The sequence below is a fragment of the Psychrobacter sp. I-STPA6b genome, from assembly GCF_020662265.1.
GTDB lineage: Bacteria > Pseudomonadota > Gammaproteobacteria > Pseudomonadales > Moraxellaceae > Psychrobacter.
On the sequence record NZ_VEWM01000070.1, the window covers coordinates 93,003 to 108,846 of the forward strand.

The window sequence follows — 15,844 nt, forward strand, 5'->3', positions numbered from 1 at the left end:
TTATTTTTTCGCCATCGGATCATTAGCCATGTCACAAAAACACCTTTACACCCTACCCCTGCTCTTTATGATAATCATGGTAACTGGTTGTGCCTCTGTACCACCTTACCAACCACCTGCCAATGCCCCGTTAGCTTTTATTTCCAATAGTATATCCCCTACTTATAGCCGTAATGACTCTATCAATATTGGTATTCATCTAGATAACACCAACCAAATATCTACTCTATACGATATAGATAGCTCATCTGTGAGACCAGAAGGAAAAATTGCTATAGAAGCCAATAAACCGCTCAAATTTTCCTATGCTGAGGCAATCTCAGATAGATACTGTCTTATTAAGGCTGAAGCAATACTCAAACCAAATAAAAACTATAGCTTTATTGGCGGTGCTACTTTTGAAAAAAGTATCATACCTTTTTTACCAAACCGTGGCTGTGAATTTGCCATTATAGAAGCAGATACAGGTAATATCGTATCTCACGAGCCAACAAAATAGCCTTCGAATTAAACATTAGGGTCTGTTGAACGTTCACCCCGTTAGGCTAATATCTACAAGGGATAAAGCTACTTTTTACTTTCATGTAAAAATTGGCTAAATTTGCCTTATTCTGCGTTAATGAACTGGTTAATATCCAGATATTGCCTGCGTTCATTGCCTTGACTAAGACAAATTTTTCTCAATTTTTCCTATGAAGATGAATGTTCAACAGACCCTAGCAGAAATAAATGCTAAAAATCTTGTTCTTCTGCAACTTAGCATAAAAAAGTCTTGACAAGACCTACTTACTTGCCTAAAATACGCCTCACTCTTAACGAGGGGCTATAGCTCAGTTGGTAGAGCACTTGCATGGCATGCAAGGGGTCAGCGGTTCGACTCCGCTTAGCTCCACCAATAAATATATTTTATAGCTTTATTAATCGTTAAGATTCTGTATCAGCACCTAGGCAACCTTATGAAATATTCATAAGAATTCTGATACAGTTATAGCAAGTCTCTATTGTGTCCCGTTCGTCTAGAGGCCTAGGACCCCGCCCTTTCACGGCGGTAACAGGGGTTCGAATCCCCTACGGGATACCACCTATTCCTTTAGAAAATCATTGTATAAATGATGTTTTCTAGCAAAACCCCCATCTTAATATAAGACTGGGGGTTTTTTGTGCTTATTACTTTCTGTATCATTTACTATATAGAACGAATTTACATTTATCCATGATGAACTTTAAACTTTAGCAGATAAGCTAATTTCCCAATTTCCTCCCTATTTTTTATCTCATTATTTATCTGCTCAGCTCGAAGAATAAGCTACCTTATCTACCTTGCTACATATAAAACCAGCTTCTTTACACCAAAATGAGCGACAAATAATCGTGAAGTTATTGGTGACTTATGTTAGTTTATGTTTACCTAACTCCTCACTGTTAGCATATTTATCACACTTTCCTTGCTTTTTTTACATAATTGATGTCATAAACTTACCAAAACACCGCAAAAAAGGGGGTTTGTCTCCTATATCATCTTCATATCTGATTTACGGTTAATTTATTTCATACACTTATTTAAGTATGATTTAATTTTACTATTTTAAATATCGCACAATAACAGTGGATATATTTTCTATTGTAAGTTGTGCCATACATCTATATGGAGATGGAGGATATTTTATGACACCAAATTACACACCCCAACGCCGTCCTTCTTGGAGAGGTGTTTTTGCTGGTCTATTAATGGGACTTATTGTCGTTATGGCAATGCTAGCCTTAGCTTTAGTCTTTAGTTCATTTTTACCATTTGACCTAAAAGGCACAAGTATTGGTGCAGGTATTTATGCTGTGATTACAGCCTTAATTAGTGCTTTTGTGGCTGGTTACTTTGCTGTGAAATGCTCTGCTCCTGAAGCACTATTCGGTGACGGAACAGACATTGACCCTAAAGATGCAACATTAACTGGTATGTTAACCGCAGCATCTATTATCTTTATTACTACTTTCTTTACTATGAGTAGTGCAACCAGCATTTTATCAACTGCAACTCGTGCTGTTGGTAGCACTGTTAGCACAGTCGCTAGTGCAACTGCTTCTACTGTTGGGGCAAGTGCCAATGCTGTTGGTAATGTTGCTGGTGCAGTAATGCAGAACTCTGATATCAATATTCAGCAAGAAGCAAAACAAGTATATCAGCGTGTTTCTGGTGAAATCAGCCGTTCAGATGTTGAAGGCTGGGTTGCTAAAAATACAGACAACTTAAGTGAAGACCAAGTCCGTGCAACCACAAATGTCATCGAAGAGATGATCAATGAGACAAAAGCAGATGTTGAGTCTTTAGACTTCACAGACTTGGAAACTTGGGGCAAAATTGATGATTATGCTAAACAGCGTATGTCTCAAATCGAGCAAATCTTAACTGGTCCTGAGATTATTACTCGCTTAGAAGCTCAAGGTTTGAGTGAGCCTGAAGCACTACAAGTGCGTCAAGAAGTCGTTAGCTCATTTAATCAATATAAAGCTGAAACAGAGCAAGCGATTGCTACTGCTAAGCAAAAAGTTGAAGAAGGTAAGCAACGAGTTGATGAAGCGTTAGTACAAGCTGAAGAAACTGCTCGTAAAGCAGCACTATACACAGGTCTATTCTGGTTAATCAGTGCATTATTGACCTTTGTTGCTAGTATCTCTGGTGCGCGTAAAGCTGCAGCAAGTTACCGCTTAGAAAAACCTATTGTAACCTATCGCAACATGGGCAACAACACTCACTAATCATGAGACAGCTCAAGTAAGGTTATCGTTATAAATAAAAGCGCATTTATCTTCTGATAAGTGCGCTTTTTGTTACCAATTATTTTATTTTCTAATTATTGTGCTTACTACAGTTATCATCAGCCACTACGCTAGAGTAGCTGATGATAAATTTTATCTTCATAGGAAAAATTGAGATTTAGCCAATTTTTACATAAAAATGAAAAGCAGCTGTGCCTCGTGCAAATATTGGTCTAACAGGGTAAATATTCAATAGCCCCTAGTTAATTCTTTGACTTTACAAGCATACAAGCATTTTATTCGATACGTAAACCAATAATAATGGGCAGACCTTGACGAATCACTTCAATGGTTACAACACCTTCTTTAGGCAGCTGTCTGACTGTTGTCGCAAAGTCAGTCACATTACTAATAGGCACTTGGTGCAAGTTGGTAATCACATCACCAGGTTGTAAGCCTGATCTGGCAGCCAGTCCAGTAGGGTCAACTGCGGTAATCAATACGCCCAAACTGTTTAGATGACGTTTCTCTTCTGCACTCATATCACGTAAACGTAACCCTAGACGTACAGTTGGTACTGCTTCATTCATGTCATCAGAGGTTACATCTGTTGGTGCAAGACCCAATGTCCCTTGCAATTTGATAACCTTTCCTGCTCGCAATACATCTACTTCAAATCTATCGTTAGGACGACTACGATTGACATCATTGATTAGGTCTGATGCCAGACTAATCTCATGTCCATTATAGCTTAAAATAATATCTCCCGACTTTAATCCTGCCATTTGAGCAGGAGAGTCTGCGGATACTTTTGTCAACAATGCACCTTTTGGACGCTCCAGATGGTAGGCTTCTGCTAGATTACGGTCAATATCTTGTGGGAAGACACCAAGATAGGCTCGAGAGACTTCACCTGTATCTTTTAGCTGGTTGTAAATATCCATCGCTACATCAATAGGAATGGAAAAAGACAGCCCCATATAACCGCCCGTTCCACTAAAAATCCGTGAGTTGATGCCGATAACTTCACCGCGTTGATTAAACAGAGGTCCACCAGAGTTGCCGGGATTGAGCGCCACATCTGTCTGAATAAAGGGAACGCTGATATCACGTGAAAAGTTGCGTGACTTTGCACTAACAATACCTGCCGAGGCAGAGTAGTCAAAACCAAAAGGAGAGCCAATTGCTAATACTGGCTCTCCTACTCTCACTGCATTGGAGTCTCCAATGGGTAGTGCAGGATAACGTGTTCCAGCCGGTGCCTTGACTTTTAATACAGCAACATCAGAGCGCTCATCACTCCCCACCAATGTCGCATCCAGCTCTGTACGGTCGTTGAGTGTGACAGTAATGGTATCTGCACCCTCAATAACATGATGGTTCGTTAACAAGTAGCCATCATCCGTTACAAAAAATGCTGTTCCATAGTTGTGCTCAATCGCAGGCTGAGATTGTGATCGTGGAATATTCACACGATTACCAAAAAACTGCCTTAGCAGTTCTATTTGTTGCGCTTTTGCCAACTCAGCCTCACTGATTTCTTTAGTAACATTGACGCGGGCAACCCCCGGAGAGACAGCTGTGACTAGGTTAGAGAAGTCCATTGTCGTCACAGCTGCTTGCGCTGAGTTAGCCGTCACAGCCACCATAGGAGAGAATGTAAAAAGACAGGTTGCTAAAATGGTGGATAAAACCTTTTGTCGTCCAGATTGTGGATATATTGTCTGCTTTTTAAAATGATGATATAACATAGCATATCCTCTATTAATGGTAATCGATAATACAACTGATAGTAATTATTGAAAATTGCCTTCAGTTTACACCATAGTAGAAGTATTTAAAAAGCACCATAAAAAAAGTAACAATATCTTCATATCACAACAACTTTACAACAACAAAACCCGGAAACGTTAAATCATGGTATGATAGCCAACAAAATTAACTTACATAAGTCAGTCATACGTCGTCATAGACTTAGTCGCATTATCTAATAACGATTTATCTAATAACTATTCAAATAGTATTTCATTTATCTATCAGTCTGATGAATATATAGCCAAACAGCTAACCCATCGTGAAGCCTCTGGCTTTGGTCACTGCTTTAATGATGTGTCACCATAACGTCATAACTGAATGCGCCTGCGTGCCACGTATCACTGACTAAAGGATGATTTCATGGATACCGCCTTATTATTATCTGGCGTTTTGGGTCTTGGTATAGCAGCACAATGGCTGGCTTGGTATTTAAAACAACCCTCCATCTTATTTCTCTTGCTCATCGGTATTCTCGTTGGCCCTGTCTTACACTATCTTAATCCCGATGCTGTACTTGGAGACTTACTATTTCCCTTTATTTCACTTGGGGTTGCGGTAATTTTATTTGAAGGCTCGCTGACTCTAGAGTTTGAGGAGATTAAACAGCACGGTAAAGTCGTACAAATGTTGGTATCTCTTGGAGTAGTAATTACCATCGCCGTTGTTGCACTATCAACATACCTATTATTTGATGTCGATCCACTGATAGCCCTACTCTTTGGCTCTTTGGTCTGTGTGACTGGTCCAACAGTGATTATGCCTCTGCTACGCAGTGTGCGACCTAACAAAACCATTTCTAATATCTTAAAATGGGAAGGCATCATCATTGACCCGATTGGGGCAATTGCGGTGGTCTTGGTCTATGAATATATCATCTCTGGTGACGAAGCCAATGGCTTGTTGTTATTTGGTGAGATTGTCGTTATCGCCTCAGTTATTGGTATGTTTGGTGCATGGGTACTGGCATTTTTAATGAAAAAACACATGGTGCCAGAGTATTTACGTAATGTATTTACCCTTGCCTTTGTACTGGTACTATTTTCTATTTCCAACCACCTAGAGCATGAGTCAGGGCTACTGGCTGTTACGGTGATGGGAGTCGCACTGGCGAACTGGAAAGGTTTTCCACGTGACCATATATTAGAGTTTAATGAGTCCTTAACCGTTCTATTAATCTCTGTACTCTTTATTGTCCTAGCAGCTCGTGTAGAGCTAACAAGCTTATTAAGTGTTGGTTTTGCTGGCTTAACACTGCTGGCTATTGTTATGTTTGTTGCTCGTCCACTGGCAGTATGGGCTTCATCCATCGGCTCATCACTAAAAACTTCAGAAAAATTGATGATTAGCTGGATTGGTCCTCGAGGTATTGTGGCAGCAGCCATCTCATCCCTATTTGCCATTCGTCTACAAGAGTATGATATTAAGGGTGTTGAGTTATTAGTTCCTTTAGTGTTTATGGTCATTATCGGTACGGTACTGATTCAAGGTCTGGGGGCAAAGCTAATTGGTAACTTACTTGGTGTACGTGAACCTGCCAGCAACGGGGTACTGATTGTTGGTTCAAACCCAGTGGCATTACTGGTAGCAGAGTCGTTAAGAGACCAAGGTTTTGAAGTATTGGTCGCGCATAACAACTATACCAATATCGCCAAAGCTCGTATGAATGGGCTACGCACTTATTTTGGTAATCCGGTTTCTGACCATGCAGATCGTCATTTAGATTTAATCGGGATTGGACATCTGTTTGCTATGAGTATGGATAAGGAAATGAACACTCTTGCCGAGTTACATTTCCGCCATGAGTTCGGTGAACAGAAGATTTACCGTTTAAAATTTAGCGATGATAAATCGAAAAATGAACGAGATGAAAAACAATCTAGCTTTAAATCACGCTGGTTATTTGGTAAAGATGCCACTTATACCAAAATGGCAAGTATGATCTCCAAAAAAGCACGCATTAAAATTACTAATATCACTGATAGCTACAGCTTTAGCCAATACCGTGCAGATAACAAGCAATTTATCCCACTATATACTGTCGATAAAGAAGGTCGATTGGGGGTAATTACAGATAGCTTTGATAACGAAATCCCTCAAGACCGTAAACTGGTTGCACTGGTGATTGAAGATGAAGTTCAACCTAAAGTAGTCGATGTCACAGAAAAACAGGAGCAAGCTCGTGCTTTAGCAGATGCTCACTTTGAATCAACCGCTAAAGCACCTGAAAAGCGTAAACACAAAGAGTTGCTAGAAGAAGCCATCTTGGGGTCAACCTATACCAATACTGCAAACTTAGAAGCAGTTAAACGACCAGTAGAGCCAACGACTAAAAAGTCAATTGCCTCACATACCAACGGCAATGCACAAGCACCCAAAAAAGCAAATGGCGCACTTGACCCTAAGCGACTACCAGATACTGATGCTACAAAAGACAGTTAAGTTATATATGTGGCATCTTGTCTCATAGCTAATCAGTCAATAACCATAATCCATAAAAAAGCTGAGTCTTAGGCTCAGCTTTTTATTATTATCATTAGCTTAAATTGAATCTTAGACTCTTAAATTCAAGCAATCATCACAACTCACAGTTATGAGAAATAACCTGCCATACTCGCTGAGCCACCTCATCCACATCACCACTGGCATCCACTCTCTGTACTCGCTTAGGGTCTTGCTGATGCTGATACGCATATCCCTGATGCACTCTACTAAAAAATGCCACCGCTTCTTGCTCAAATCTATCAGCCACACTACGTTTTGCTGCTCTTTCAATGCCTTCTATCACTGGCAAATCTAGCCAAATGGTAATATCTGGTAGCCGAGAGACAAACTGCTGAATCAAGCCTTGCACCTTGTCTAAAACAAGTGCATCACCACAACCACGCCCAAAACCCTGATACGCCATACTCGAATCAATAAAGCGATCACAAATCACCCATTTGCCTGCATCTAATGCGGGTAAAATAACTTGCTGTAAATGGTCACAACGGGCAGCAAACATTAACAACAGCTCTGTATCATCACTAATCTGAGTTTCAGGGGCTAATAATAACGTCCGTAACTGTTCTGCAAAGTCACTGCCTCCAGGCTCACGGGTACGCACAAAATCTATCCCTTGCGCTTGTAAACGCTGACATAGCTGATTAATGGCGGTCGTCTTTCCAACACCTTCTGTTCCCTCAAAGCTAATAAAACGTGCGTGCATAACAACTCCAAATAAGACAAGCAATAACTATCAATAAGAATGTAGCACCTAAGAGCATACCAGAGTCACCATCACTTCTGGTTACTGCGACTGCTGGCGAATGACTTTTAGGTACTCTTGGACAGCACGATTATGCTCTGCTAATGTTTTACTAAATTTATGCCCACCTGTCCCCGTAGCCACAAAATATAACGCATCACTATCAGCAGGATGCAAGGCTGCCTCAATAGAAGCTTTTGAAGGTAGTGCAATCGGGGTTGGTGGTAGGCCATCTATTTGGTAAGTATTATATGCCGTTGCCTCATTGATATCTTTACGGCGAATATTACCGTCATAACGCTCACCCATACCATAGATAATCGTTGGGTCTGTTTGTAAGCGCATACCTTGATTGAGGCGGTTCACAAACACTGCTGATACCAATGGACGCTCACTAGCAATGCCTGTTTCTTTCTCGATAATGGATGCCATAATCAGTGCTTCATATGGCGTTTTATAAGGTAAATTCTCTGCTCGAGAAGCCCAAGCTTCATCTAAAGCTTGCTGTTGTATTTGGTATAAATCTGCCAAAATCTGCTTATCTGTTGTGCCTTCAGCATAATGATAGGTGTTTGGGCTAAACCACCCTTCCAGATTATCAACAAACTCACCCTCAGGTGTATAAGCATCAATCCCCAACGCTTGCTTTAATGGCATTTTTGGACGACCCTGCTCATCTAATACTTCTAATGTCACACCTGATGTATTGGCTAAGTTATGATATAAATCTTGTGCCGTTTTACCTTCAATAATCTGTATCTGTACTAAAGCGATCTGCTCGCCCGCCTCAAGTACATTAAGCATCTGCATTAAACTGGGGTTTTCTGGAAGCTCGTAAGTACCTGCATTTAATGGTGTATTAACTTGTGTTTTGATATAAAACTTCGCTAAAGTGGCAGAAAATAAAGGCACAGCTCCCTGAAACTGAGGCAATAAACCATAATAAGTATCCCCATCACTGACTTCTATTTTTTGTGCAGGTTGAGTCAGGTGACCAAATAATGTCTGATAAGTCATCACTGCTAAAAACAGCAACATTAATCCAAACACTAACAAAAGCTGATAGCTTCTTTTTGCAAATATAGAGACATCATCTTTTCTATATTTTCTGGGCTTGCCTTCACAAATTAGAGTGCTGTCTTTGACTGGTACGCTATCTTTACTTTCTGGTTTTGTGCTTGATGCTATCGCTTTTGATGTGTCGTTGTTAGACAGATGAGCCGTTTCAGGTATCTGGTCGTTTTGGTTACTCATATGCAGATCACAGAAAAAAATTTGCTAAAATCTAGCATTGTATGGGTAAGTTTTCAATGGGTTTTCACAATGAGACCATAAAAAGCATTATTACTTCGCTTCACAATCTATCATCATGTTAAACTAATTTTTTCTCAAACAGACTAATAAATGAGCCAATGAACTTACAATTTAACCAAAGTTTGGCAAAAAACTATCGCTCAGCATCACAAATTATCAGAGTATTAAGTGAAGCATGGGTAAAAGATAATGGCTACTGCCCTCTTTGCGGTCATTTCCCTTTAAACGGATTTACTAACAACAAGCCTGTTGCAGACTTTTTTTGTTCACATTGTCATGAACAATATGAACTTAAAAGTAAAAAAGCTAAATTAAGCAATATCATTAATGATGGGGCATATGCCACCATGATTGAGCGCATCACTTCTGATAATAATCCTAACTTCTTCTTTTTGACTTATTCTCCACAGTTTTATGTCAATAATTTTATTATTATTCCCAAACACTTTTTTTCTACTGAAATGATAATCAGACGAAAACCCCTACCAGCATCAGCAAAACGGGCAGGCTGGATAGGATGTAATATTGATTTAAGAAAAGTTCCTGAAACTGGTAAGGTGTTTTTAGTTAAAAATCAAAAAGTTATTAATCACGATACTGTAAAGCAACAATTTCACAAGACACTCTTTCTACGCCAACAAAAACTAGAAGTAAGAGGCTGGACGCTATCTGTTCTACATTGTATTGAAAAACTACCAACTCAATTTACTTTACAACAAGCATATGAATTTTCAGAGATTTTAAAACAAAAGTATCCAAATAATAATCACATTAAAGCCAAAATACGTCAACAACTGCAATTGCTCCGTGACCATGGAATGATTGAGTTCCTAGGTAGAGGAAAATATAAAAGACTCGAAAAAAGTTAAACACAAATAAAGTCTTTTATAGATGGTTTCTATCCTGCTCATCCCTGTCATTCCAAAGAGGTAGCAAACTACTGGCAACTATGCGGTCATGGTAGATATGAGGTGGATATTCATCATCTATCTCATCATCTATCTCATCATTTATCTTAAAAAAGTGCTGACCATCAAAATACGCTACCAAACGATTTTTAACTGTATGATTCCACTGCCATAACATTGTAAAAGGATTGTTCACTGGTTTAGTAAATGCTTGAGAGCAAACAGTGAGAGAGCAGGATATTTCCTCATTAGGAGTAATATAAACGCCTTGCTTTTTTATTTCGTCCGCATTGTTTGCATATTGATAAATACCACCATAAGCAATAAATTTTTTAAAATCAGAAAAATAGATAACACCAACTGCCTGTGATGTCCAACTGTCAATATGGGTTATCTTATTTGGATTTTTTTTGCAAGTCGACATAAGTCATCAAATACACAATAACGACGATACATCAACGGTAAGCGGTTATCTAAATAAATAGTACTCATTTTTCATTCTATTAAACAATTAATTTGAAAAAATTATTGATCAATAAAATATTTCAAACAACCTTTACTTACAATAATAGATCAATTGTATAGAACACTTGCGTAGGCAAAAGTTATCTTATTATCATCAACGATCAACTCAGCCACAGGCATAATGCCTCGTACCGCATTACAAAAAAACAAGCCTGTTAACCTTGTAATGTCCTTATCTTCCAAATGTCTTTCTATGATGGGATAGGTAGTCTTATCAAAACTATCCATTAAAACCTGACGCATTACACCATTTACACCAGAGCGGTCTATTGGTGGTGTAAACCACTGTGCATCTGTTGCATCTGTATCTAGTTGATAAAAAACATTACTCATTGTTCCTTCAACCCAATACCCGAACATATCCTGTACCAGTCCCTCTGCTAATGGGTTTGACAAATGAGCAGGCATTCTTGCTTGCTGTTGCTTTAACTCAGCACTTGCCAAGACATTATCCAGACGATTTAATGTTTTTAGTCCAGCTAGTGTGGGAGGAATACAAGAAATTCTGGATTGCAGGGTCATAGCAGTAATAGCAGGTTGAATAGGGACTTCTGCTAAAATTTGGGAGATTAAAGAATAAGGTAACTGGGAGGCTAATAAATTTGTTATTTTTGGTGGTGGCTCTGTTGCCCATACACCAATATAAATATCACATCCATTATCCGTATCATGAATAGAAAATCCATAACCACGTATATTTTGTGCTTGGCGTGTGACAATGACTTTTATCATGCCTATATCAATGATACGTGCATAATAGCTAATGTGTTGCCACAATAAAAGTTGTTGTGATTTAGGCAAATAGAGCTGTAGGGCTGTTGCATGAGTATGAATACGGTGCTGATGATATTTCTGCCAATAGACCTTACCAGCTTGTACTTTCATGGTGCTAAAAAAACCATCACCATACGCTATTGCCCGATGACTAACTGGCAACAAGGGCTCGATAAGCTCAGCATCATTAGTTTTATCAATATCACTGCAATCATCAGTGACTGACTCTGTCTCTATTACCTCTAGAGCTTCAGGGCTAAAACGAAACCAACGCATTTTAGGTATAAAATGCGCCCTACTCTGTTGAAAAGCCACTGGTGAGGATAAGGCAGAGTTCATCACTGAGTACATCAATTTATTTTGAGAAAAAGATTTTAAGTGTTTGTGAGTGGTGAGTCATTATCAAGCCACCACGACAAACTTAAGTTAAAATACGCTTAATATAGGTTCTAAGATTATTTTTTCAAAATCAACATACAGCTATAAAACTCACATTTTGCCAGTTCAACTTGCTGTCCACCCACTTCTTTATTTTTAACAATCTGTCCCATTAAAATATTTTCTACCAAAGCACCACCACTTTCTCCCATCAGATTATGAGCCAATTGATAGGCTTTTTTGGCATGCTCAATACTGGTTTTCTTTTCAGCATCTGAGTCTTTAGGGTTGGCATAATACCAGCCAATTTCCAAATAATCATTTGAATCTATGATATCAAGATAGGGATCATTATCTTTCACAAAGCGATATTTTGTCGCAGAATTACTGGCATAGTCTAAGCTGTTTTCATCACTACTGGTCACTGAGCCAAAAACTTTTTTCATTTTATCAATTTCATTGATAGCATAAGTATCACCACTGCCTGATGACCAGCTTTTTGTATCATACACAACGGGTGTACCCTGCTCATCTGCATTGGTTGCTTGACCTGTTGTATTCGTCTCTTGCTCAGCACTGCTACTACCATTGACTTCAACTGAGGCTTCTTTTTCCGTATCTGCCTCTGGTGTGACACTATCAGCTTGTTTATTACAAGCAACCAGTGCAAAGCTCATTACCCCTACCAGCAAAGAAGCGCTGATACCCTTATATAAAGAAGCAGATTTTTGACTGCTGGTATGAAACCATGATAAGCACTGATTGGCAATATGCGACTTTTTAATCATAGTGAATCTCAACCTTCTTGAATAGTTTGCATGCTACGATAATATAAAATGATGACAAAATAAGCGAAAACTACCTTATTGGAGGTATCATAAGTATCAAGCGTATTTATAGACGCTTTTTCTTATTATTTTTCGTTTATGTTCATCTAAATCATATGATATAAATATCAGGTATTTATCGCTATTATCCTGTAGTGTACCTAAGTTCTTTTAATTTAACTATACCTAGTATTTATCACAATATCAGTACTATTTCGCATACCTCACATTGTATATGTATATTTGTTATTATTGCTTAATATATCATCAATAAAATAAGCCAAATCAATCAAGATATCAATTCTAATTTAGGAAGCTCAAATGACCCAGCATTTTATCGTTATTGGCAATCCCATTGCCCATAGTAAATCCCCTGACATTCACCAAAACTTTGCCCAGCAAGTTGGCTTAGACATTCGTTATGCTCGCCAATACTGCCCTGATGATAAAGACAGCTTTACCGCAGTGGTTGAGGCATTTTTTGCAGGTGGTGGTGTGGGGGCAAATGTCACCGTACCTTTTAAACAGATGGCATTTGAGCTATGTGCAGGGCGAGGTGGGCTATCCAATCATGCCCAAGTTGCAGGGGCAGTCAATACACTACTGCTTAAAGATGGGCAAATCTTTGGTGATAATACAGACGGTCAAGGCTTGGTCAATCATATTATGCAATTAGGCTGGCAGTTAGAGGGGGCAAATATTGCCATTATTGGGGCAGGTGGGGCAACTCGAGGCGTTATTTTGCCGTTGATAGAAGCAGGAGTCAGGCAGATAAGTATTGCCAATCGCACCCTAAACAAGGCTGAAACACTTGTCCAAGAGCTACAACATGCCAGCCCACAAATCGCCCAAGCCAAGATATCCGTATCCACCATTGAGCAGTTAACTGGGCAGTTTGATATGATTATCAATGCCACGTCTATTGGGCTATCAGGTGACATGCTACCACTATCTGATACCCTAACTTGCAACCATGCTTACGATATGATGTATGGTCGAGAATTGCCCTTTTTACAACACTTTACTAAGCAAGGGGCAACAATCTCTGATGGTTATGGTATGTTAATTGGGCAAGCAAAATTAAGCTTTGAGCGATGGACGGGGAAAATTGTAAAAAATACCCTAATATAAAAAGCAAATCAGCTAAGTAACTAGAAACTCAAGCAATATCATAACTAATATTTCTCAAACACCTGTTCACCAATGAATAAAAGTTATTGGTTATATTTAATGTCATAGAAATTGTTTATACTAATTTATATAGAATCATTATTGTTATTCTCACCATACTAAACTCACAAGCACAATGAATAAGGACTGATATGTTAAAGTACAAAGCCCCCCTACGTGATATTAAATTTTTGATTAATGATGTGTTTGATTTTCAGACACACTATAAAGACCTAAATAATGGCGAAAATGCCGACCCAGAAACGGTCGATATGATTTTGCAAGGTTTTGCAGATTTTTCTGAAAATGTACTTGCACCGCTTTACCAAGAAGCAGATGCTGAAGGCTGTCACTTTAAAGATGGTGAAGTGACCACCCCCAAAGGCTTTAAAGAAGCCTATGACCAATTTGTCGAAGGTGGTTGGCAAGGTATCTCTTACCCAGAGCAATACGGCGGTATGAATCTGCCCATGTCACTAAACCTTATCAAATCTGAAATGATGGGCACGGCAAACTGGCCGTGGGCAATGTACCCTGGTTTATCGACTGGTTGTATCAACACCATGATGCAATATGGTACACAAGAGCAAAAAGATTTATATCTGCCAAAACTGGTGGAAGGCACATGGTCAGGTACAATGTGTTTGACTGAGCCACAATGTGGTACCGACTTAGGACAGGTAAAAACCAAAGCCGAACCACAAGAAGATGGTACTTATAAAATCAGCGGGACGAAAATCTTTATCTCAAGTGGTGAGCATGACCTAACTGAAAATATCATTCATATTGTCTTAGCCCGCCTTCCTAATGCACCAAAAGGTACAAAAGGTATCTCACTATTTATCGTACCTAAGTTTACCCCAACAGAAGATGGCGAGGCAGGCGAGCGTAACGGTGTGACTTGTGGCTCAATTGAACATAAAATGGGTATCAGCTCATCATCGACCTGTGTGCTAAACTTTGACGGAGCGACAGGCTATCTGATTGGCGAGCCTAACAAAGGCTTAAAAGCCATGTTTACCTTTATGAATACAGCCCGTATCGGTACTGGTATTCAAGGCTTGGCTCATATGGAGTTATCTTTCCAAAACGCCCTACCCTACGCCAAAGAGCGCCGCTCTATGCGTGCATTATCAGGTACTAAAGAGCCTGATAAAGTCGCTGATGCCATCATCAATCATGCTGACGTTCGCCGTATGCTATTGACCCAAAAAGCATTTGCTGAAGGTGCTCGCTCAATGATTTATCATGCAGCTCGCTATGCAGACAAAATGGCTCAAGGCGTTGCCACTGGCAATGATGAAGAATTTGAAAAATGGGATGATAAATTAGGCTTTTATACACCAATTATCAAAGGCTTCTTAACTGAGCTAGGTATTGAAGCAGCCAAACATGGTCAGCAAGTCTATGGTGGACACGGTTATATCAAAGAATGGGGCATGGAGCTGATTGCTCGTGATGCTCGTATCGCTACCATGTACGAAGGCACAACGGGTGTACAAGCATTAGATTTATTGGGTCGTAAGGTTATCTTACAATCTAAAGGTAAGGTCATTCGTGACTATACTGCCAGCATCATGAGATGGTGTGGTGAGTATGCTTTAGATAAAAACATGCGTCAATTTGTCTGGGCATTGACCAAGCTATGTGCTGAGTGGAACACCCTCACTGTACGTCTTATGCTCATGGCTCGCAAAGACCGTGAAATTATCTCGGCTGCCTCAGAGGACTTTTTGATGTACTCAGGCTATGTGATGATGGGCTACCACTGGGCAAGAATGGCAGCCATTGCTTATGACCGCCTAGAAAATGGTGGTACAGAGTCACCAGAGTTCTATAAAGCGAAAGTACAAACGGCTGAATTCTACTTTGACAAAATCTTGCCTCGCACTTCAGGGCTTGCTGAAAGCATGGTTGCCCCAAGTGAGAGCATGATGGCAATGGATATTGAGAGCTTTGCGTTTTTAGATTAATTCATTCTAAGTCATACATCTGTATAAAACCTAAAAAAGCGTCCAAATTGGGCGCTTTTTTACTATCTATCACCGATAAGGTATTTTACAAACCTTCAATCCAGCGTATGATAGTTAGAATATGTCATTCATAATAGTAACTTATGCTGACAAAAACTTAAA

Annotated in this window: 12 protein-coding genes and 2 tRNA genes; 8 read left to right on the forward strand and 6 right to left on the reverse strand. The window is 39.4% G+C overall.

Annotated features, from left to right (window positions below):
* The first annotated feature begins 28 nt into the window (after positions 1-28).
* The 4 genes from FHK88_RS08185 to FHK88_RS08200 all read left to right on the forward strand — a co-directional run bounded on the left by FHK88_RS08185 (position 29) and on the right by FHK88_RS08200 (position 2,754).
* The gene (locus FHK88_RS08185) at positions 29-499 is read left to right on the forward strand and encodes a hypothetical protein (RefSeq protein WP_227430252.1); all 471 of its coding nucleotides are present in this window, start codon (positions 29-31) and stop codon (positions 497-499) included.
* A gap of 320 nt (positions 500-819) precedes the next feature.
* Positions 820-895, forward strand: a tRNA-Ala gene (locus FHK88_RS08190).
* A gap of 110 nt (positions 896-1,005) precedes the next feature.
* Positions 1,006-1,081: transfer RNA gene (locus FHK88_RS08195), tRNA-Glu, on the forward strand.
* A gap of 584 nt (positions 1,082-1,665) precedes the next feature.
* Positions 1,666-2,754 carry a hypothetical protein gene (locus tag FHK88_RS08200; RefSeq protein WP_227430253.1) on the forward strand — a complete coding sequence of 363 codons (1,089 nt, stop codon included), beginning with the start codon at positions 1,666-1,668 and terminating at the stop codon, positions 2,752-2,754.
* Between the two features lie 296 nt (positions 2,755-3,050).
* Here the strand turns inward: FHK88_RS08200 and FHK88_RS08205 are convergent, their stop codons facing one another.
* The gene (locus tag FHK88_RS08205) at positions 3,051-4,403 is read right to left on the reverse strand and encodes a Do family serine endopeptidase (protein ID WP_227430312.1); all 1,353 of its coding nucleotides are present in this window, start codon (positions 4,401-4,403) and stop codon (positions 3,051-3,053) included.
* 526 nt (positions 4,404-4,929) lie between these two features.
* Between FHK88_RS08205 and FHK88_RS08210 the strand changes: the two genes are divergently transcribed.
* Positions 4,930-7,008 (forward strand): cation:proton antiporter, encoded by a 2,079-nt coding sequence (locus FHK88_RS08210; protein WP_227430254.1) that lies wholly within the window; start codon positions 4,930-4,932, stop codon positions 7,006-7,008.
* Positions 7,009-7,144: 136 nt separating this feature from the next.
* Here FHK88_RS08210 and tmk read toward each other — a convergent pair whose 3' ends face one another.
* Complete coding sequence (gene tmk / locus FHK88_RS08215) at positions 7,145-7,774, reverse strand: dTMP kinase (protein WP_227430255.1); 630 nt, start codon at positions 7,772-7,774, stop codon at positions 7,145-7,147.
* A gap of 81 nt (positions 7,775-7,855) precedes the next feature.
* Positions 7,856-9,067: an endolytic transglycosylase MltG gene (mltG, locus tag FHK88_RS08220; RefSeq protein ID WP_227430256.1), complete on the reverse strand. Its 1,212-nt coding sequence runs from the start codon at positions 9,065-9,067 to the stop codon at positions 7,856-7,858.
* 158 nt (positions 9,068-9,225) lie between these two features.
* Between mltG and FHK88_RS08225 the strand changes: the two genes are divergently transcribed.
* Entirely contained in the window at positions 9,226-9,996 is a 771-nt protein-coding gene (locus FHK88_RS08225) for a DpnI domain-containing protein (protein ID WP_227430257.1), read from the forward strand.
* 16 nt (positions 9,997-10,012) lie between these two features.
* On the opposite strand, the gene FHK88_RS08230 is transcribed toward FHK88_RS08225, so the two are convergent.
* The 3 genes from FHK88_RS08230 to FHK88_RS08240 all read right to left on the reverse strand — a co-directional run bounded on the left by FHK88_RS08230 (position 10,013) and on the right by FHK88_RS08240 (position 12,500).
* Positions 10,013-10,459 (reverse strand): hypothetical protein, encoded by a 447-nt coding sequence (locus tag FHK88_RS08230; RefSeq protein ID WP_227430258.1) that lies wholly within the window; start codon positions 10,457-10,459, stop codon positions 10,013-10,015.
* A 149-nt stretch (positions 10,460-10,608) separates the two neighbouring features.
* Positions 10,609-11,673, reverse strand: a complete 1,065-nt coding sequence (locus FHK88_RS08235; RefSeq protein WP_227430259.1) for an aminotransferase class IV — start codon at positions 11,671-11,673, stop codon at positions 10,609-10,611.
* Positions 11,674-11,789: 116 nt separating this feature from the next.
* Positions 11,790-12,500, reverse strand: coding sequence for a hypothetical protein (locus FHK88_RS08240; protein WP_227430260.1), 711 nt, complete (start codon positions 12,498-12,500; stop codon positions 11,790-11,792).
* A 360-nt stretch (positions 12,501-12,860) separates the two neighbouring features.
* On the opposite strand from FHK88_RS08240, the gene aroE reads away from it, so the two are divergent.
* Both aroE and FHK88_RS08250 read left to right on the forward strand, forming a co-directional pair.
* Positions 12,861-13,670 carry a shikimate dehydrogenase gene (gene aroE, locus FHK88_RS08245; protein WP_227430261.1) on the forward strand — a complete coding sequence of 270 codons (810 nt, stop codon included), beginning with the start codon at positions 12,861-12,863 and terminating at the stop codon, positions 13,668-13,670.
* Between the two features lie 191 nt (positions 13,671-13,861).
* Complete coding sequence (locus tag FHK88_RS08250) at positions 13,862-15,682, forward strand: acyl-CoA dehydrogenase C-terminal domain-containing protein (RefSeq protein WP_227430262.1); 1,821 nt, start codon at positions 13,862-13,864, stop codon at positions 15,680-15,682.
* Positions 15,683-15,844 lie beyond the last annotated feature (162 nt).

What these genes read in the sequence shown, in the direction of transcription:
- FHK88_RS08210 (WP_227430254.1), top strand. Translation starts at nt 4,930, where the DNA reads ATGGATACCGCCTTATTATTATCTGGCGTTTTGGGTCTTGGTATAGCA.
- tmk (WP_227430255.1), bottom strand. Translation starts at nt 7,774, where the DNA reads ATGCACGCACGTTTTATTAGCTTTGAGGGAACAGAAGGTGTTGGAAAG.
- FHK88_RS08205 (WP_227430312.1), bottom strand. Translation starts at nt 4,403, where the DNA reads ATGGTGGCTGTGACGGCTAACTCAGCGCAAGCAGCTGTGACGACAATG.
- FHK88_RS08240 (WP_227430260.1), bottom strand. Translation starts at nt 12,500, where the DNA reads ATGATTAAAAAGTCGCATATTGCCAATCAGTGCTTATCATGGTTTCAT.
- mltG (WP_227430256.1), bottom strand. Translation starts at nt 9,067, where the DNA reads ATGAGTAACCAAAACGACCAGATACCTGAAACGGCTCATCTGTCTAAC.
- aroE (WP_227430261.1), top strand. Translation starts at nt 12,861, where the DNA reads ATGACCCAGCATTTTATCGTTATTGGCAATCCCATTGCCCATAGTAAA.
- FHK88_RS08230 (WP_227430258.1), bottom strand. Translation starts at nt 10,459, where the DNA reads ATGTCGACTTGCAAAAAAAATCCAAATAAGATAACCCATATTGACAGT.
- FHK88_RS08225 (WP_227430257.1), top strand. Translation starts at nt 9,226, where the DNA reads ATGAACTTACAATTTAACCAAAGTTTGGCAAAAAACTATCGCTCAGCA.
- FHK88_RS08250 (WP_227430262.1), top strand. Translation starts at nt 13,862, where the DNA reads ATGTTAAAGTACAAAGCCCCCCTACGTGATATTAAATTTTTGATTAAT.
- FHK88_RS08235 (WP_227430259.1), bottom strand. Translation starts at nt 11,673, where the DNA reads ATGAACTCTGCCTTATCCTCACCAGTGGCTTTTCAACAGAGTAGGGCG.
- FHK88_RS08200 (WP_227430253.1), top strand. Translation starts at nt 1,666, where the DNA reads ATGACACCAAATTACACACCCCAACGCCGTCCTTCTTGGAGAGGTGTT.
- FHK88_RS08185 (WP_227430252.1), top strand. Translation starts at nt 29, where the DNA reads ATGTCACAAAAACACCTTTACACCCTACCCCTGCTCTTTATGATAATC.